This is a genomic window from Aequitasia blattaphilus, from assembly GCF_024721305.1.
Classification (GTDB): domain Bacteria; phylum Bacillota; class Clostridia; order Lachnospirales; family Lachnospiraceae; genus Aequitasia; species Aequitasia blattaphila.
This window is the reverse complement of record NZ_JAMXOD010000008.1, coordinates 1-19191: the sequence shown is the minus strand read 5'-3', so window position 1 is coordinate 19191 and position 19191 is coordinate 1. Positions and strand designations below refer to the sequence as shown.

The window sequence follows — 19191 nt, the reverse complement described above, 5'->3', positions numbered from 1 at the left end:
CTTCTTTCTGAAACATTATTTAGGAAAACAGTACGTTATTTACAACGCCTTCCAGGTATTCTTGCTTTCCGCTTCCTGGACTTTCAGGTGCACCCATTTCTTCCGCATATGCAGCTAGCTCTGCAAGAGAAGTTTTCTTTTCGCGGATTTTCTTACCAATGCCTTCGTTAAAACTCTTGTATTTATCTGAGACAAATTCATCCAGGCGTCCATCCTCGATTAAAGCAGCAGCCTTAATGAGTCCGAGAGCAAATGTATCCATTCCAAGAATATATCCGTTAAACATATCCTCATATGAATTACTTGGTCTTCTTGTCTTAGAGTCAAAGTTGAATCCGCCAGTGATACCACCAGCCTTTAATACTTCGTACATACAAAGAGTTGCTTCGTATACATCGAATGGGAATTCATCTGTATCCCAGCCAAGAAGCATATCACCCTGGTTGGCATCAATGCTTCCAAGCATTCCGTTGATAGCGCTGATGCGAAGCTCATGCTGGAAAGTATGTCCTGCAAGTGTTGCATGGTTTGCTTCGATATTCATTTTAAAGTCTTTATCCAAGCCGTATTGACGAAGGAATCCAATAGCAGTTGATGCATCGAAATCATACTGGTGCTTCATTGGTTCTTTCGGTTTTGGCTCGATTAAGAAGTCACCTTCAAATCCAATACTTCTTCCATATTCAACAGCCATATGCATAAGGTTAGCAATATTTTCCTGTTCGAATTTTACATCAGTATTTAACAGGGTTTCGTAGCCTTCTCTTCCGCCCCAGAATACGTAGCCTCTTCCGCCAAGCTTTACGGTAAGGTCTAAAGCCTTTTTGATTTGAGCAGCAGCGTAGCAGTATACATCTGCCGAGTTTGTGCTTCCTGCTCCATTCATAAAGCGGGGATTGCTAAACATGTTTGCAGTACCCCACAGGCATTTGATGCCTGTAGCATCCATTTTTTCTTTAATATAATCGCCAATTTCATCGAGGCGTTTGTTGCTTTCTGCAATCGTATCACCTTCAGGGATGAGATCCACATCGTGGAAACAGAAGTAAGAGATACCAAGCTTAACCATAAATTCGAAACCTGCATCCACCTTAGCTTTTGCATGCTCCATAGTTCCTTTTTCAGCATCAAAGGATTTATCTGTAGTACCTGAACCGAACATATCGGTGCCCTCGGCACAAAGATTATGCCACCATGCCATAGCAAATGGGAGGTGCTCCTTCATTGGTTTACCTAAGATCACTTTTTCAGCATCATAGTACTTAAAAGCCATAGGGTTTTTACTTTTTGGTCCTTCATATTTCACATGGGGGATAGTATTGAAATATTCTTTCATTTTTTGACCGTCCTTTCTTTTTACATGGTTATAAAAGTATGTTTCATAACTCGGATTATATCACAAAATCAAATAAATGCAATAGGAATCTGAAAGAAATATTGAAAATAATTTTGAGATATGATATAAGTTATATAAGAAAGTTTCATAACGAAAATGAAAGAGGTTATCGGATGAAAAGAAAGAGTAAAGGAATAGGGGCACTTCCAGTGGATTTAAAAGTACGTAACCGAATGCTGATTTTAAATGCCATCAAAGATGGGAATCTCTATTCAGCAGCAGACATTGCAAAGGAAACAGGAATTAGTCGCCCTACAGTGGTAAAATCCATTCAGTATTTTATTGATCGTAATTTGATTGTCTCTCAAGGAAAAGGAGAGTCAACAGAGATTGGTGGAAAAAAACCAGAATTATACGGATTTATATATAAGAAGCTTCTTCTTACTATTACAATGTGGCCGGATTTTCTTGCCCTCAATTTGTGTACTATGAATTTGAAGAAAATAGCCTCGGTGAAAATTGAGGCACCAATAAAGAACAATCCCCAGGAAGCTTTTGATTTGATTCGTGAGAAAAGTTTGAGCTTGATTACACAGCAGGGATATCAGCTTTCGGATTTGTATGGCGTATCCTTATCTACCGCCGGAACAATTGATTATGAAACTGGAAATTTAAAATATAGTTCCAGAACACCTTTATGGGGAACCAATGTCCCGATAAAAAAACACATGAGGGAAATATTTGGAGAGAAGGTTGAAATTCTAATTGAAAATGCGGGAAAGATGACAGGACGGTATGAACTTGTTCGAAGTGAAGAGGAGCAAAACCGTATTCTGGTTCTATTTTCCACATGGGGATTGTCGGCTTGCCTCATTGAAAGAGGCCATGTACTAAGTGGCGATGATTCTCTGATTGGAGAGGTGGGTCATATGGTCATTGATCCCCATGATGAAGTGCTGTGTGGATGCGGAAGCTATGGGTGTGCAGAACGTATGCTGAGTATTGAAAAAGTAAAAAGGCTGTCAAAAAACGAGGACATTACCTTTGAAGAGCTGTTTATTGCATCCCAAAAAGGGGAAGAATGGGCAAGAGAAATCGTGAAATATCTGGCCAATACATTTGCGTATCTGGTACGTAATATTTCTCTTGTATTTAATCCGAATGTTGTAGTGTTTCAAGGGGACTACTCTCATGCAGACGATTATTTTAAAAATACGTTAAAGAATCGCTTGTCTGAGTTTAAATACTATCCAAAGGGCGGTGCATTTGAAATTGAATACAATGAAATGTCTCTGGAGGAGCTGGATTTATCAGGGGCTCTTAACTTTTTACAACGTAAATTTTTTCAAGATGAAGCATTATATCAATAAAGAAAGTGGAGGAAAGACACATGTATTACATTGGAGTGGATTTAGGAACATCAGCAGTAAAGCTATTATTAATGGACTCAAAAGGAAAAATCGAGAAGATTGTATCAAAGGAATACCCTCTGAATTTCCCACATCCGGGATGGTCGGAGCAAAACCCATTGGATTGGTATGAAAAATCCATGGAAGGCTTAAAGGAGCTAACGGAGGGAATTGATAAAAGCCAAATTGGTGGAATTAGCTTCGGTGGCCAGATGCATGGATTAGTCATTCTGGACGAAAAGGATGAGGTAATCCGACCTGCAATTTTATGGAATGATGGAAGAACAGGGAAAGAAACAGATTACTTAAATACCGTTGTAGGCAAAGAAAAACTATCTGAATATACAGCCAACATAGCATTTGCTGGTTTTACTGCACCGAAAATACTATGGGTTAAGGAAAATGAACCGGAGAATTTTGCACGAATTAAGAAGATTATGCTTCCAAAGGATTACCTTGCATACCGTTTATCTGGAACCTTTTGCAGTGATTACTCGGATGCATCAGGTATGCTTTTGATGGATGTGAAAAATAAATGCTGGTCTGAGGAAATGATTTCGATTTGTGGAATCACGAAGGAGCAGCTGCCAACGCTTTTTGAAAGCTATGATGTAGTTGGAACATTGAAGCCTGAGGTGGCAGAAGAATTAGGAATGACCGAGGCGGTCAAGATTATTGCCGGAGCAGGAGATAATGCGGCATCCGCAGTAGGAACAGGAACCGTTGGAAATAATATGTGTAACCTATCCCTTGGAACCTCTGGTACAATCTTTATTACCAGTGATGAATTTCGGGTAGATGAGCATAATGCACTGCATTCTTTCGCTCATGCAGATGGAAAATATCACCTAATGGGATGTATGCTTAGTGCAGCTTCCTGCAATAAGTGGTGGATGGAAGAAATTCTCCAGTCTAAGGACTTTAAAGGAGAGCAAGAAAAAATTGAAAATTTAGGAGAAAACTCTGTGTTTTTCTTACCGTATCTCATGGGTGAGCGTTCTCCTCATAATAATCCCAAGGCGAGAGGAACTTTTACGGGAATGACTATGGACACAAAACGGGAAGACATGTATCAAGCTGTTTTAGAGGGGGTGGCTTTTGGGCTGCGGGATTCTTTTGAGGTGGCAAAGAAGCTTGGGATTAAAATTGAAAGAAGTAAAATCACAGGTGGAGGTGCCAAAAGTCCTCTCTGGAAGAAGATTATTGCAAATGTGTTAAATGTTAAAATTGATTTGCTGGAAAGCGAAGAAGGTCCTGCTCTGGGAGGAGCAATTCTTGCAGCTGTAGGCTGTGGAGAATATAAAAATGTAGAAGAAGCAGCAGAAAAGATGATTAAGGTAGTTGATACGATTGAGCCCGATGAAGAGTTAAGCAAGAAATATGATGAGAGATACGAGAAGTTTAAAACAATCTATCCGGGAATGATAGAAATTTTCAACCAAATCGTATAGAAAGAAGGGACGTGGGATGAAAGAGCTGACTTTTGACCGAAAAATGATTCGCTTCATCACTTGGGCAATGTTGTTTTCAACCGTTATTATTCTGGTGGTATCGGCAATTTCCACGGTGATGTCCATTACAAACAAATCCACTCAGATTGCCAAAAATGAGGTGGAAGCAATGGCTGTAAATACAGAGGATAATTTCAACCAGTATAACAATTTGATTTGGTCGGTGATTCTAGATCGCCACGTTCAGGACTATTTAAGTGAAGAAGAGGACATTTATAAATATAACAATGATGCCACGAGTGTGCTGGATAATGTGTGTAATATGTGGGGAAATATTAACTTTATCAGCATACTGCGGCAGGATGAAAAGGGACATTTAATTAAGGGCAATGCCATTCCGAATTGGATAGTCAATTATAGAGAGGCCATGAAAAAGGATCAGGAGAACGCTATTCCCATGGGCAATAGCGCCATGCAGATGTCTTTTACAAAGCAATTTAGTATGAAGGGGGAGTATACGTTAAGTATCTATTACCCCCTTTTTTCGAATCTTAGAATCGGGAAACGCTTAGGTACACTTTGCATTAATGTTAATGATGCAAACCTAACGCAGTTGATTGCAAATACAGGAAGCAGCAAAAATTTCATCGTAGATACCGCATTTGTTCACCAGGATGGAAACATTATATCCAGTACAAAAGAAGAGGAACTGAATACAAAGTTGACTGGAACCCAGTTTAAAGATGAAGGACAGACTTCGATAACTGGAAAAGGACTGATTATCAACCAGAAGCTATCGGGGTGGGATTTTTATTACGTTACCCGGATTGAATGGTGGGAGCTATTAAAGGATAGTCTTTGGACAGTAGTTCTGCTTTTGGCAGTTCTGTGCCTGATTATTATTTTCAGCGTACGTATCGCGAAAACCATGGTTACAAAGGCTTACGAGCCGTGGGGAAATGTGGTAGTAGCCATGGGAGAGGTTTCCAGTGGGAACTTAGATACCAGGCTGGAGGTTTTGGAAACAGATCCGGATATGCGGGTGGTATCTCAGGGATTCAACGCCATGATGAATCAGTTGATTCAGTTGATGGATCAAATTAAGGAAGAGCAGTACCAAATGGATCAGATTCAAATGGAGGCACTGCAATCTCAGATACAACCTCATTTTTTATACAATACTCTGGATTGTATTCATTGGCAGGCCGTGATAAGTGGAAATAAGGATATCTCGGAGTTAGTAAAGGCTTTAGCGAACTATTATCGTATCTGTTTAAGCAAGGGAAAAGATATTATTACCATTGGGGAAGAAATCGAATATACGCGAAACTATCTTTATATACAGAAGATGCGGTATGACGAAATATTGGACTATGAAATTATAGAGGACAAGAATGTGGAGAAGGCGATTATTCCCAAGCTTACGTTACAGCCCCTTGTGGAAAATGGTATTTATCATGGCATTAAAATGATGAATGGCAAGCGAGGGAAGATTATCATTAAGGTGGGAGGAAATGATCAAGAGGTTTACATTGATGTGTTTGATGATGGAAGAGGTATGACAGAGCAGGAGATTATTGAAATTAATGAAGCGGTGAATACCTTTGATCAAGAGTTTGGATACGGCGTTCGAAATGTAAATAGAAGGATTCAGTTGTATTATGGGAAAGAATATGGCCTTACTTATTATAAAAATATGGATAGAGGTGTTCGGGTAAGGGTGCTTCTGCCAAATTGGTATGACCGGAAAGGAAAACGCAAATTTTATGATGAAAGCACTGATAGTTGATGATGAAAAGATTATACGTGTAGGGATTCATGCTGTTGTTCCCTGGGATGAATTGGGAATCGGAGAAGTGTTTATGGCGGCATCTGGAATAGAAGCACTGGAAATTTTAGAACGGGAAAAGCCGGAAATAATGATTACCGATATACAAATGGCAGAGATGAATGGATTAACTTTAATTGAAAAAATCAGAGAGATACGAAAGGATATACGTATTATTGTCTTGACGGGATATGATGATTTTGATTATGCAAGACAGTGCTTAAGAATGCAAGTACAGGAATTTCTTTTAAAGCCTGTGGATGAGGATGTTCTGATTCAGACGATTCAAGATCAAATTAGTGCAATGAATGAAAGGCAGTATATGCGCAGAATTGCAGGAACAAAAGATCAAGTGGATCTGGAAAATAAGATGCATAGGCTGATATCCAAAGCAGACGCAAAGGAAGCAGCAAAAGAAATGTATCAAGAGTATCATTTCGCCTCAAACTTAAAAATGCGAGGGGTAATTCTGATTCCTACAACGTATGCAAACCGAGTGGAAGCATTGTCTGTGCTGTCAATTAAGAATATCTTGATTGGTTTTCTGGATGCAAATCAACAAGGAATTACTTTTGAAGATCCGAAGGGGAGAATTGCAGCAGTTTTATTTGAAGGAGAAAAAAGTGATGAGTTGGAAAATACAGTTCATTCCTTTACGAAGCTTATTCAGGAGGAGTGCCAAGTCCGATTGCGCGTTGTAATGGGAGAGACAGTAGAAGGGTTTGAACATTTCTACCTTTCTTATAATGATGCCATGTACTTATTGGAAAAGGAACAGGATAATTATAAGATGTTTATCAAACATCCAGAGGGGAAAGGCCAGCTGGACATGTTTCGAGAGGTTTATCGTGAGTTGATTAATGGCATTAATGAAAACATAGGAAATACAGACACGATTTTGCGAATCTATGATGCTTTTTGTAAAGCAACAAACTCTTATAATATTTCGGATCAGTACGTCAGAAAATGTTGCTTTGAAATTGCCTCCATGGTTTATTTTAACTATATTGTAGAGTCAGGGGACAATGGAGATAGTAAACTGAATAGTCTGCTGGTTACCCTGCTGAATGCAGGGCGAGAAGAAAATTATGAGATTACAAAAGCTTTTTTAGAAAATCTATTAAGAGTAGAAGGTGATGAAGCAGGTGAGCTGATTACCAAGGTGAAACGATATATCAATGAGCATTTAACAGAGGATATATCGGTGGCGGGGATTGCGGCAGAGTTTTTTGTGAGTCCCAGTTATTTTTCACGATTGTTTAAACGAATTACGAATGAAGGATGTAATGAATATATTGTAAGAAAACGAATCGAAAGTGCGCGGTATTTAATTGCTACAACCAATATGAAGATTGGGAAAATTGCCCAGGAAGTGGGATATAGAGATACAAATTACTTTTCTTTGGCCTTTAAAAAACATATGGGGCAGACACCGGGACAATATAGAGAAAGTATTCGTACAAAAGGAGATAAGGCATGAAAAGAACAGGACTAATAGGGATTATTCTAATGACCATGGTTATCGTTGCAGGATGCCAGAAGGAGGAGGTACCAGAGCTGAAACAAGAGACTGAAAAAGAGGAGGCTGTGGAAAATGAGCTTATCCAAGAGGAAAATCCGGATTTTATTCCGGAAGGCATTCGGCGGACAAAGGTGGTTCGTGAGGGAGAAGATATTTTGGAAATTTCATATGAACCCAAAGAGTATGAGAGTTCATATGAATACTGGAAGGTAAGGATTCCTTACGGCAGTCAAGCGGTATTAGATACAGAAGCAGCACTGTCTTTTTATCAGAACTTTGCAGAGCTTGACTTTTCCAATGGACAAAAAGCTACCGCGGCACAGAAGAACAGTGTAGAAAATTCCCAAACCAGCTTTACACTGGAGTTTTGCCAAGCTGATCCAGAGAATGAACGGGCATCTTATCAAGCAAGTGCGGACAGAAAATTGATTTTACACATCGGAGAAACAGATGAGAATGGAGATTATTATACTGCTTTGGAAACAGACTTCGACAGGATTTATTTAATGAAGAAAGACGTGATTGAAAGTATTTTAAATGTAAAGCCCTTCGATTTGATTTTAAAAATCAGTGGGGTATGTCCTGTAGATACAGTAGATAAAGTGATGGTTACTGTTGATGGAAAAGAACAGGAGCTAAAAAAGGAAGAATACCAAGAGATATACACGGATTTATTTGATGTTCTTATTGTCAAAGAAATGGAAGTGAAAAAGGATAATGGAAAAGAGCTGCTGCAGTTAACTTTTTTAAGAAACGTAGAAGAGGCAGAGGATCTAACGATTACGTATTATGATTATGATGATCAATACGCCAGTGTAAAAGTAAATGGAGAAGAGCATTTTCTCGTAAAAAAAGAGGATGTAGAAAAGCTGATTCAAATCATAGAGAGCAGATAGATGGAAGAATGAGGGTAGGATATGTAGAAGAGAACGTATCCTGCCCTTCTTTTTATTCAAATAAAGGGTAAAAGTAAAAAAAATAAAGAAACAGGTCAATTTTTTAAGTTTAATTATGAAACTTTGTTTGATAACATAAATTAACAATTAAATTTCAGGAGGAGGAATCAATATGAAGAAGAAGACAAAGAGTCTGATAGCCTTGCTTTTAGTAACGGTAATGAGTGCAGTTATGGTGGTTGGATGCAGCAGCAATGGAGAGAGCAAAGAAGAAACAACTGATAAGACTGCAGGTGGAGACAATGAAATTGTATTTTGGAATATTGGTACGGAGGAAGTAGACAAAGCAATTTATGATAAGGCAATTGAGATGTATCACGAGTCTACAGACACAGAATATACCGTAACAAGTGTGCCGGTACAAAATGATACCTACAAGGAAAAACTTGTTATTGCAATGAGTTCAGGGGAGTGTCCGGATATGTATATTAACTGGTCAGGTGGTCCTATGAATGAGTATATTGAATCTGGATTTGCACAGCCAATAACAGAACTATTTAACAACAGTGAATTGCCAGACAGACTTCTTGAAGCATCGGTAGCTCAGGCAACTTACAAGGAGGACATTTATGCAGTTCCATTTATGAATGTTTCTTTATCCGGAATCTTCTATAATAAGGACATGTTTAAGCAATATAATCTTGAAGTGCCAACAACAATTGAAGAGCTTGAAAAGGTAAGTGACACCTTTGTAGAAAATGGAATCACACCTTTTGCTCTTGCAAATGCACCTAAGTGGACGGGGTCTATGTACTTTATGAATCTGGCTGCAAGAAAGGGCGGATTAGAACCATTTGCAGCAGCAGTAGATGGCAGTGGAAGCTTTGAAGATGAATGCTTTATTTATGCAGGAGATAAGATATTAGAATGGACCGAGAAAGGTTATTTTCCAGAGGGTGTAAACTCTCTTAGTGAAGATGATGGTCAGGCAAGACAAATGCTGTATCAGGAAACTGCGGCAATGGATTTGATTGGCTCATGGTATACCGGATTGATTCAGCAGGACAGCCCAGAGTTTTATGAAAAGATTGGTTGGTTCCCGTTCCCAGGATTAGAGGGCTCAGACGTGGACTCATCCATTATGATAGGAACAATTGGAGATAACTTTATTTCCTTCAATTGTGAAGATGATAAATTGGCAGCAGCATTTGAATGCGCAACGAAATTCTCAGAAGATGAAATGGTTGATTTTATGGTAGAGAGTGGGAAAGTACCACCAGTTAAAGGTGTAGAGGATAAGCTTACTGACCCAATTACCAAGTCAATTATGGAATCAGCAAACAATGCATCTTCAACACAATTATGGTATGACCAGTATCTTCCACCTGCTGTAGCTCAAGCTCATCTTGACAGCAGCCAGGAATTGTTTGGAGGCACCATTACTTCAAAAGAGGCAGCAGAGCAATTCCAGAAAGCAATGGAAGAGTATCTAAGCGAGTCAAAAGAGTAGCATAAAGTGAAGCTCCCGGGAATTCATAGTCCTGGGAGATTTTATCAAAGGAGGACAGAAATATATGGGTAAAAAGGAACTCTCTTTGACAGCGAAAAGAAAAAAAGATACAAGGATGGCAGCGTTTGTTTTCTTGCTTCCAATAGCTATTCTTATGATTGTGTACATTTTCTATCCCATCATAGATACCTTTCATACCAGCCTTTATAAGTGGAATGGTATATCGGCTGATAAAACAATGATTGGTCTTAAAAATTGGGTGAAATTGGCGCAAGATACCAGCTTTTGGACTGCTTTTAAGAATAATCTGATTGTAATGGTTTTATCGATATGTATACAAATACCGATTGGACTTGCTTTGGCTACTTTCATAGATTTTGGCGGGAAGAAAATGACTGTATTTAAGGTGTTATGGTTTATCCCTTTATTGATGTCATCGGTTGCAATTGGTTTCTTGTTTTCTTATGCACTGGCAACAAATGGTGGAATCTTTAGTGCCATCTCAGGATTATTTGGTGGCGGAAATATAGATTTACTAGGAAATCCCAAAACGGCATTATTCACCGTGATAGGAGTTATTGCCTGGCAGTTCACACCCTTTTATATGGTTTACTGCATGGCAGCATATACCAACCTTTCAACGGAAGTGTATGAGGCGGCAATTATAGATGGAGCCTCAAAAGGACAGTACTTTTGGCAGGTAGCGCTTCCATTGCTGGCACCGTCTATAAAAAGTGCAGCAATACTTTCTATGGTTGGCTCGCTAAAATACTTCGATCTTGTTTACGTAATGACGGGAGGAGGACCGGGTACATCAACAGAATTAATGGCAACCTATATGTACAAGCAATCCTTTGTGAAATTTAACATGGGATATGGCTCAGCGGTAGCGGGTGGCATGTTTATTCTGATTTCCCTTGTATCGTTGATAACAATGAGAATCCTAAATGGAAAGAAGAAGGAGGCTGCTTAAATTATGAACAAAGTAAAAAGTAAAGTAAGCTGGAGTGTTGCATGGATACTTGGAATTATATGGAGTATTGTGGCTTTACTTCCCTTTGTGTTTATGGTATTGAACTCATTTAAAGAAAAGTTTGAACTTTTAACGGAAGGAGTTTTTTCTATACCGAAGAGCTTTTATCTGGATAATTATAAAGCAGTTCTTAGTGGGAATTTCTTTCGTTTTTTCTTTAATAGTGTAATAGTGTTATTCGTTTCACTGACAATCTTATTGCTGATATCAGCATGTGCATCTTATCCTTTGTCCAGGTTTCAGTTTAAGCTGGCAAAGCCAATCTATGCAATTATTGTAGCGTGTATGTCTATACCAATTCATATTACTTTGATACCGGTATTTAAGATGTCAAAGAATATGGGGGTCTATGATTCTATTTGGGCTTTGATTGGACCATATGTGGCAACGGCAATACCTATATCAGTATTTATTTTGACCAGTTTTATGAAGGAAATACCTGTTGAAATTGAAGAAGCAGCGCAAATAGATGGATGTGGCAGATATCAAATGTTTTTTAGAATTATGCTGCCTCTTGCAAAACCAGGACTGGCTACGCTTGCGATTTATAATGGGGTGAATATGTGGAACGAATTCAGTTTTGCGTACACTTTAACCCAGTCCTCGGCAAACCGAACCTTACCATTAGCTGTATGGGAGTTTCAAGGGCAGTATTCTATGAATACACCTATGGTAATGGCGGTACTGACATTAACTGTGATTCCGATGATCATACTTTTCATCTTTGCTCAGGACAAGCTTGTTAAAGGTATGACAGCCGGAGCAGTAAAAGGCTAAAAAAGAAGGAGAAAGAATAATGGGAAGAGAATTACACGTATCACAAAATAAGGAAAAATCAGAGGGATTTCACACAATTCAGGAAGCAGCATCCGTTGCAGAGGCAGGAGACAGAATTGTGGTTCATGAGGGGACATACCGGGAATGGGTAAGACCGAAAAAAGGTGGAAAAAGTAATACAGACCGTATTATATATGAGGCGGCAGAAGGGGAAAAAGTTATTATCAAGGGATCAGAGATTGTTGATACTTGGGAGAACACAAAGGGAAATGTATGGAAAGCGACAATTGCAAATACATTCTTTGGAGAGTTCAACCCATACAAAGAGAAACTGGAAGGGGACTGGATGGTTTCTCCTGATCCATATGAGTGGCATCTTCATTTAGGTGAAGTATATATGAATGGAAAGGCATTCTATGAGTCTCGAACACTAGAAGAATTAGACAATCCTCAAAAGCGGGAAACTGGATTTGCAGCACCGTGGATGAAAAGAGAGGAGGCTCTTCTGCATCCCGAAGATTCTATTTATCAGTGGCATGCAATAGTGGATGAAGAGAATACTCATATATATGCAAATTTCCAAGGAGCGAACCCCAACGAAGAGTGCGTGGAAATTAATGTACGCAGGAGTTGTTTCTATCCAGAGGAGACAGGACGAGACTATATCACAGTAAGAGGATTTGAGATGGCTCAGGCAGCTACGCCATGGACTCCGCCAACGGCAGATCAACCAGGACTTATTGGGGCAAATTGGAGCAAGGGATGGATTATTGAAAATAATATCATCCATGACTCAAAATGCAGTGGAATCAGTATTGGAAAAGAGGCTTCGACAGGACATAATGAGTGTACGTTTACCCACAGGAAACCTGGTTATCAATATCAGATGGAAGCCGTGTTTAAGGCACGTCAGATTGGATGGAGCAAAGAAAAGATAGGATCTCATATAATAAGGAATAATACGATCTATGATTGCGGACAAAATGGAATTGTTGGTCACATGGGCTGTGTATTTAGTGAAATTGCATACAACCACATTTATAATATTGCAGTCAAGCATGAGTATTTTGGGTATGAAATTGGTGGGATCAAATTGCATGCTGCAATAGACGTACAGATTCATCATAATAACATTCATAACTGTTCTCTGGGAACTTGGCTGGATTGGCAGATACAAGGAACAAGAATCAGCAAAAATCTTTTTTATGAAAACGACCGGGACTTAATGATTGAAGTGACACATGGTCCCCATATCGTGGATAACAATATTTTTGCCTCTGATTACAATTTTGATAATATTGCACAAGGTGGTGCCTTTATAAACAATCTGTGCTGTGGAACGATGCGTAGAGAACCAGTGCTCAATCGCGCGACTCCTTATCATCGTCCACATTCTACGGAGGTTGCAGGTGTTACCTTTGTATACGGAGGAGATGACAGATGGTATCAAAATATTTTTATTGGTGGTGCCAAGACTTATACAGAGCAGTCTTTAAGTGGAACAATAGACTACAATGGAAGTCCAGCTTCTATGGAGGAGTATATTGAGCGTATCATTTCGGAAGGGAATGGAGATAATGAAGTCTATGAACTGGTAAAAGATCCAGTGTACATCCATAATAATGGATATTTGAACGGTGCATTGTCTTATGATAAGGAAAAAGAAAAGTTTATCAGTGCAGAGAATCCAAAGGCTTCAATTGTAGTGGAAGAGGATGGAACGTATTTGGAAATCTATGTAGAAAAAGGCTTGCTTGATTTAAATGCAAAAGTATTAGAGACAAAAGATCTTGGACGGGTACGTATAGTAGAAGCTGCGTATGAAGACCCCTGTGGAAATCCAATTGTATTTGACAGTGATTATTTGGACCAGGCAAGAATGGAAGGTACAAATATAGGACCAGTTGTGAATTTAAAGGAAGGAAGGAACAAGATTAAAGTGTGGTAGTTGAGTTTAAAACCCATTTATACCCTGACAAAAGGACATAATTTTTTGTGTAATCCGAAAAATTTGAATTTTATTCGGAATAAAATGATATGTTTTCTTGTAACGCCAAGAAAAAAATGCTATACTGAATGAGTCGTAAAAGAGTAGATACAAAGGGCAAATATGCTTTTAAGCATCCGTTTCTTTGAAATCGAAGGTTTTAGGTAGAATTTAAATATGAGCGAGGTGTAAAATGTCAGAAAAAAGGTATAATATGGATACACAAATACATGTGTGGCGGGCGAAAAAACGAATGACCCAACAAGAACTTGCAAACCGTGCAGGAGTGTCCAGGCAGACCATTATGCAGTTAGAGAAGAATCGTTATAATCCTTCTTTGATGCTGGCACAAACAATTGCAGATGTACTAGATGCAGATATTCACGATTTGTTTATTCTTACGATGAAGGAAAGTGAATAAGAACTCTTATGTAGCCTATTATTGAATGGAAGTTTGATAGTAGGGTATGATACTATGCTTAATATTGTAAAAATACGATTGATTCAGAGTACTGTATAATCGTAAGACTTGAAATAATCTGCACACTAGTTTTCAATAATAAGTCAAATGTATAAAAACAAGGTAGAAAGTATATCTGCCTTGTTTTTTGTTTAAATATGGCAGCAAAGAGAATAAGATTGACAATTATAGTTATATATTGTAGGATTACTTTAGTTGAATAGAGGGGAGCCGTCGCGGCGGCTGAGAGGAAATGCGAACGAATTTCGACCCAGGAACCTGATGCGGATAATGCCGACGTAGGGAAGACTTGAGTGAATGATTCAGAACTTTAGTATTGAAACCTTGCCGGTAACGGTAAGGTTTTTTGACGTATTTCAAACAAATGGAGGAGAAGAAGATGAATGCAAGCGTAGCAATACAAGTTTTACCAGATGTACAAGGAGACGAGGAGCTGATACGTGTAGTAGACGAGGTAATCGACTATATTAAAAGCACAGGATTAAACTGTTATGTTGGCCCTTTTGAAACAGCAATAGAAGGAGATTATGATGAGCTTATGGATATCGTAAAAGAGTGTCAACACATCGCGATTCGAGCAGGTGCACCGTCAGTTGCTGCTTATGTAAAGGTGACATATAAACCAGAAGGAGATGTACTTACCATTGAAAAGAAAGTTACAAAACACCACGAATAAGCTCATCCCCCTTGTGGTTATTTTAGTGCTGCTAATTATCTGGCAGGGAGTAAGTAGTTTTGGACTGATACCGAAATATATGCTTCCGGCGCCCAGTGATATCGGAAAGGTTTTAGTTGGAGATTTTCCCTTATTAATGGAGAATGCAAAAGTAACCATCCTTGAGGCGTTTATTGGATTAGTTCTTGGAATTGCTGCAGGATTTATTATGGCAGTGCTTATGGACTGCTCTCAGTTTATTTACAATGCCCTTTATCCGCTGATGGTCATCACCCAGACGATTCCCACGGTTGCCATAGCGCCATTATTGGTTTTGTGGTTTGGCTATGGAATTGCCCCAAAAGTAATTTTGATTGTAATTGTGACTTTTTTTCCGATTGCAGTTAGCCTCTTAGAAGGATTCCGAATGGCAGATAGTGATATGATTCGCTTAATGAAAACGATGGGAGCAAGCAAGATTCAAATTTTCATATTCGTGAAACTTCCCGGTTCAATCGGGCAGTTTTTCGCCAGCCTTAAAATTGCTATTTCCTATGCAATTGTAGGAGCGGTAATATCTGAATGGCTGGGCGGTTTTAGTGGCTTAGGAGTTTATATGACAAAAGTTAGAAAGGCCTATTCTTTTGACAAAATGTTTGCAGTGATTTTTTGGGTTTCTGCAATCAGCCTAATTTTAATCAAGTGTGTAGGTGTTTTGCAAAAAAAATGTATGCCTTGGGAGGAAAAGTAGAAATGATTAAGAGAAAAATAAGTGCAGTAGTATTGATTTTAGCGTTATTGATAGCAATGACTGCATGTGGAAAAGAAGATACAAAAGAAAGCACAGAAGAAAAAGGAAATGAAAAAATTACTTTTGTTTTAGATTGGACACCAAATACCAACCATACGGGTTTGTATGTTGCTTTAGAAAAGGGATATTTTGAAGAAGCAGGTTTAGAGGTGGAGGTGGTACAGCCACCAGAGGATGGAGCAGAAATATTAGTTGGAAGTGAAAAGGCTCAGTTTGGGGTTTCTGTCCAGGATTCTATGATGCCAGGTCTTGTGGGGGATGACGCCCTTCCTATTGAAGCAGTTGCAGCGGTGGTACAGCATAACACATCCGGTATTATTTCCAGAAAAGGAGAAGGAATGGATACTCCGAAGGGAATGGAAGGGAAGAAATATGCAACCTGGGATTTGGATTTAGAAAAAGCAACGATTAAAAATGTTGTGGAAAAAGACGGTGGAGATTTCAGTAAAGTTGAGCTTATTCCAAGTACAGTGACGGATGAGGTATCTGCTCTTGAAAGTAAGTCGGTAGATGCAATCTGGGTATATTACGGATGGGGTGGCATCGCATGTGAGGTTGCAGGGCTCGACACAGATTACTTTGCCTTTGCAGATATTAATGAGGTTTTTGATTTCTATACTCCGGTTATTATTGGAAACACTAATTGGATGAAGGAAAATGAAGAAAGTACAAAAGGGTTTGTGGGTGCTTTGAAAAAGGGTTATGAATTTGCAATCGAAAATCCTGAAGAAGCAGGAGAAATTCTTTTAAAAGCGGCTCCTGAACTGGATAAAGACTTAGTTTTGAAAAGCCAGGAATATTTGAGCAAAGAGTATCAGGCGGATGCAAGTGAATGGGGAGTAATCGATCCGGACAGATGGAATGCATTTTATAACTGGGTAAATGAAGAAGGTCTAACAGAGATTGAGTTAGAAGAAAATGTTGGTTTTACAAATGACTATTTGTAGATTAAGAAGGCTGGAGTAAGATGGCAAAACTTGTTGTAGAAAATGTAACCATTGCTTATGAAAATAAAAACGTAGTAGAAGACATTTCTATAAATGTGAGTGAGAATGAAGTGGTTAGCCTGTTGGGGGTAAGTGGAGTAGGGAAAACAACTCTGTTTAATATAATTGCAGGGTTATTAAAACCAGATACAGGCAAAATTATTTTAGGAGATGAGGATATTACAGGGACTTCGGGAAGACTAAGCTACATGCTTCAAAAGGATCTTCTGCTTCCTTATCGTACCATTGAGGATAATGTATCTCTTCCTTTACGGATTAAAGGGATGAAGAAGAAAGAAGCAAGGGAAAGGGTCCAGGGGTATTTTGCAGTATTTGGGCTTGAGAATACACAGAAGCTTTATCCCCATCAGCTTTCAGGTGGAATGAAGCAAAGAGCAGCACTTCTTCGTACCTATATATTTTCAAGAAATGTGAAAGAAATCATCTTACTAGATGAACCCTTTAGTGCATTGGACGAGCTTACAAAGAAGGAAATGTATGATTGGTATCTGGAGATGGTAAAGAAACTCAATCTTTCCACCCTTTTTATTACCCACAGTATCGACGAGGCAATACTGTTGTCAGACCGTATTTATTTGATGAGCGGGGTGCCTGGGAGAATTGTGGAAGAAATTGTGATTGATAAAACAGAGAAAGAGGCACCGGACTTTGAGCTGACAGAGGAGTTCCTTGCTTATAAAAAAAGAATCATCAATTGTTTATAAAAAGAAGATCCCACAGTAACTCTTTCTTTACGAGTTAATGTGAGATCTTTTTCTAATCCAATAATTTATATAAAAGAGTGTACAAGGTACCGGCTTCATCTGAAGAAAGAGGAATACAGCTTCCGATTTTTGATGGAATATCCAGTGCCTTTTTCTTTAATGCTTCCCCATCTTTTGCAAGGAGCACATAGACCTGGCGCTCATCTTTTTCAGAACGTTTTCTGGAGATGAGCCCTTTTCCTTCCATACGCTTTAAAAGAGGGGTCAATGTACCGGAATCCAGATAGAGAAGCTCGCCCAATGCTTTTACCTGAATCTCTTTTTGTTCCCAAAGAACCATCATGACAATATACTGTGTATAAGTTAAATCAAGCTCATTCAAGTAAGGCGTGTATTTTTTGACTACCTCTTTTGCAGCAGCGTAGAGGGGAAAACAAAGCTGGTTTTTTAGTTTTAAAGCATCCTCTTTTGATTTTGCCATTTCTTTACGCATCCTCTCCTAATAGTTTTTCAATGTCGGAAACCATATCTTCTGGTACAAAGGTTGGTTCGTAACGGCCATATACTTCGCCTTTACGGTCAATTAAAAACTTTGTGAAATTCCATTTAACCTGGTTGTCTGAGTACCCATCTTTGTACCGTTTCTTTAACATAGCTGTCATTGCTTTGGCTTTGATACCTTTGCCCATTCCTTCAAAGTCTTTTTGAGAAGTAAGATATTGGTAAAGGGGAACAGCATTTTCATCTCGTACCTCTACCTTTTGGGAGAGCGGGAAAGTTACACCGTAGCGAAGAGAGCAGAATTCAGATATTTCCTCATTTGTACCGGGCTCTTGCTCCATAAATTGATTGCTTGGAAAACCGATTATTTCCAGGCCTTGATCTTTGTATTTCTCATAAAGAGCCTCCAGACCTTCATACTGTGGGGTAAATCCACACTTGCTTGCAGTGTTAACAATTAGTAAAACCTTTCCCTTGTATTCGGACATTTCCACAGGTTTATTTTCGATTGATACGTAATTAAAATTATAAATATTATTCATAAAAACGCCCCCACATTAGTTGTGCGCAATTAAATTGTATAAAACTAGCATAGCATGGATTTTTATTTTGTCAAGAAAAGAGGAGGATTTTCTGTAATTTCTTATTGAAACTACAAGTGGTATGTGATAAAATACCACTTGTACGCGGAGGTGGCGGAATGGCAGACGCGCTAGATTCAGGTTCTAGTGCCGGCAACGGTGTGAGGGTTCAAGTCCCTTTCTCCGCAGTCCCTATTTACAAGGAGAGTCGATACTTTTAGGAATAAGAGATATCGATTCTTTTTTTGTATTTGCTGCAAAGAGTTGAAATTCATAAACTTAAGATGCTTCGACCCATTAAATACTGAGTTTCGAAGCTTTTTTTATAAAAAACGTGTCAGAATACTTCCGCCTCTAAGGCGGCGAGATGAATGACATAAAACTAAATATATGGAGACGCTTAAAAATGAAATGGCGATTTTTTCTATCTAAGTGCCCCCTATTATTCGCGAGAACATACATTCGAAAAGTATTGTAAGATAATGATAACTATGATAAAATATAGGCATGAAACACATCAACTCTTTTAGAAATCTAGAACAGAAAAGAGGTGAAGATACCGTATATTTAACCATTAAGCAACAAGTAAAGCATTTGTCCAAAAAAGATTATAAAACTCTTCGGGAATTGGCTCACGTAGCGAAAAATCTCACCAATCAAGCCATCTACAACATTCGTCAGCATTACTTCCAAACCGAAAAA

The 19191-nt window shown here is 38.7% G+C and carries 17 protein-coding genes, 1 tRNA gene, 1 pseudogene and 1 riboswitch; of the genes and pseudogenes, 16 read left to right on the top strand and 3 right to left on the bottom strand.

The annotated features are described in order from the left end of the window. Nucleotides 1-19: 19 nt before the first annotated feature. Nucleotides 20-1336, bottom strand: coding sequence for a xylose isomerase (gene xylA / locus NHH15_RS06845; RefSeq protein ID WP_262065918.1), 1317 nt, complete (start codon nucleotides 1334-1336; stop codon nucleotides 20-22). A gap of 173 nt (nucleotides 1337-1509) precedes the next feature. On the opposite strand from xylA, the gene NHH15_RS06840 reads away from it, so the two are divergent. The 14 genes from NHH15_RS06840 to NHH15_RS06775 all read left to right on the top strand — a co-directional run bounded on the left by NHH15_RS06840 (nucleotide 1510) and on the right by NHH15_RS06775 (nucleotide 17407). Beyond that, complete coding sequence (locus NHH15_RS06840; RefSeq protein WP_262065917.1) at nucleotides 1510-2706, top strand: ROK family transcriptional regulator; 1197 nt, start codon at nucleotides 1510-1512, stop codon at nucleotides 2704-2706. Between the two features lie 20 nt (nucleotides 2707-2726). Beyond that, entirely contained in the window at nucleotides 2727-4196 is a 1470-nt protein-coding gene (xylB, locus tag NHH15_RS06835; RefSeq protein WP_262065916.1) for a xylulokinase, read from the top strand. A 16-nt stretch (nucleotides 4197-4212) separates the two neighbouring features. Beyond that, nucleotides 4213-5985: a sensor histidine kinase gene (locus NHH15_RS06830; protein WP_262065915.1), complete on the top strand. Its 1773-nt coding sequence runs from the start codon at nucleotides 4213-4215 to the stop codon at nucleotides 5983-5985. Next, the gene (locus NHH15_RS06825; protein WP_262065914.1) at nucleotides 5963-7504 is read left to right on the top strand and encodes a response regulator; all 1542 of its coding nucleotides are present in this window, start codon (nucleotides 5963-5965) and stop codon (nucleotides 7502-7504) included. The genes NHH15_RS06830 and NHH15_RS06825 overlap by 23 nt, the downstream gene beginning before the upstream one ends. Beyond that, entirely contained in the window at nucleotides 7501-8442 is a 942-nt protein-coding gene (locus NHH15_RS06820) for a hypothetical protein (protein ID WP_262065913.1), read from the top strand. The genes NHH15_RS06825 and NHH15_RS06820 overlap by 4 nt, the downstream gene beginning before the upstream one ends. Before the next feature lie 172 nt (nucleotides 8443-8614). After that, entirely contained in the window at nucleotides 8615-9952 is a 1338-nt protein-coding gene (locus NHH15_RS06815) for an extracellular solute-binding protein (protein WP_262065912.1), read from the top strand. A gap of 64 nt (nucleotides 9953-10016) precedes the next feature. Continuing rightward, nucleotides 10017-10925, top strand: a complete 909-nt coding sequence (locus NHH15_RS06810) for a carbohydrate ABC transporter permease (RefSeq protein WP_262065911.1) — start codon at nucleotides 10017-10019, stop codon at nucleotides 10923-10925. A gap of 3 nt (nucleotides 10926-10928) precedes the next feature. After that, the gene (locus NHH15_RS06805) at nucleotides 10929-11762 is read left to right on the top strand and encodes a carbohydrate ABC transporter permease (protein WP_262065910.1); all 834 of its coding nucleotides are present in this window, start codon (nucleotides 10929-10931) and stop codon (nucleotides 11760-11762) included. Nucleotides 11763-11781: 19 nt separating this feature from the next. After that, nucleotides 11782-13710: a right-handed parallel beta-helix repeat-containing protein gene (locus tag NHH15_RS06800; RefSeq protein WP_262065909.1), complete on the top strand. Its 1929-nt coding sequence runs from the start codon at nucleotides 11782-11784 to the stop codon at nucleotides 13708-13710. A 232-nt stretch (nucleotides 13711-13942) separates the two neighbouring features. Beyond that, entirely contained in the window at nucleotides 13943-14170 is a 228-nt protein-coding gene (locus tag NHH15_RS06795; protein WP_262065908.1) for a helix-turn-helix transcriptional regulator, read from the top strand. A gap of 253 nt (nucleotides 14171-14423) precedes the next feature. After that, nucleotides 14424-14532, top strand: a riboswitch (TPP riboswitch). A 77-nt stretch (nucleotides 14533-14609) separates the two neighbouring features. Then, complete coding sequence (locus NHH15_RS06790; RefSeq protein WP_262065907.1) at nucleotides 14610-14906, top strand: thiamine-binding protein; 297 nt, start codon at nucleotides 14610-14612, stop codon at nucleotides 14904-14906. Beyond that, nucleotides 14875-15636 (top strand): ABC transporter permease, encoded by a 762-nt coding sequence (locus tag NHH15_RS06785; protein ID WP_262065906.1) that lies wholly within the window; start codon nucleotides 14875-14877, stop codon nucleotides 15634-15636. The genes NHH15_RS06790 and NHH15_RS06785 overlap by 32 nt, the downstream gene beginning before the upstream one ends. 5 nt (nucleotides 15637-15641) lie before the next feature. After that, nucleotides 15642-16643, top strand: a complete 1002-nt coding sequence (locus NHH15_RS06780; RefSeq protein WP_262066022.1) for an ABC transporter substrate-binding protein — start codon at nucleotides 15642-15644, stop codon at nucleotides 16641-16643. 20 nt (nucleotides 16644-16663) lie between these two features. Then, entirely contained in the window at nucleotides 16664-17407 is a 744-nt protein-coding gene (locus NHH15_RS06775) for an ABC transporter ATP-binding protein (protein ID WP_262065905.1), read from the top strand. 52 nt (nucleotides 17408-17459) lie between these two features. On the opposite strand, the gene NHH15_RS06770 is transcribed toward NHH15_RS06775, so the two are convergent. Further along, the gene (locus NHH15_RS06770) at nucleotides 17460-17888 is read right to left on the bottom strand and encodes a MarR family winged helix-turn-helix transcriptional regulator (protein ID WP_262065904.1); all 429 of its coding nucleotides are present in this window, start codon (nucleotides 17886-17888) and stop codon (nucleotides 17460-17462) included. 4 nt (nucleotides 17889-17892) lie between these two features. After that, nucleotides 17893-18450, bottom strand: a complete 558-nt coding sequence (locus tag NHH15_RS06765) for a glutathione peroxidase (protein ID WP_262065903.1) — start codon at nucleotides 18448-18450, stop codon at nucleotides 17893-17895. A gap of 144 nt (nucleotides 18451-18594) precedes the next feature. Here NHH15_RS06765 and NHH15_RS06760 point away from each other — a divergent pair. Both NHH15_RS06760 and NHH15_RS06755 read left to right on the top strand, forming a co-directional pair. Beyond that, nucleotides 18595-18677: transfer RNA gene (locus NHH15_RS06760), tRNA-Leu, on the top strand. Nucleotides 18678-18996: 319 nt separating this feature from the next. After that, a pseudogene (locus tag NHH15_RS06755) lies at nucleotides 18997-19191 on the top strand (hypothetical protein); the annotation flags it as partial.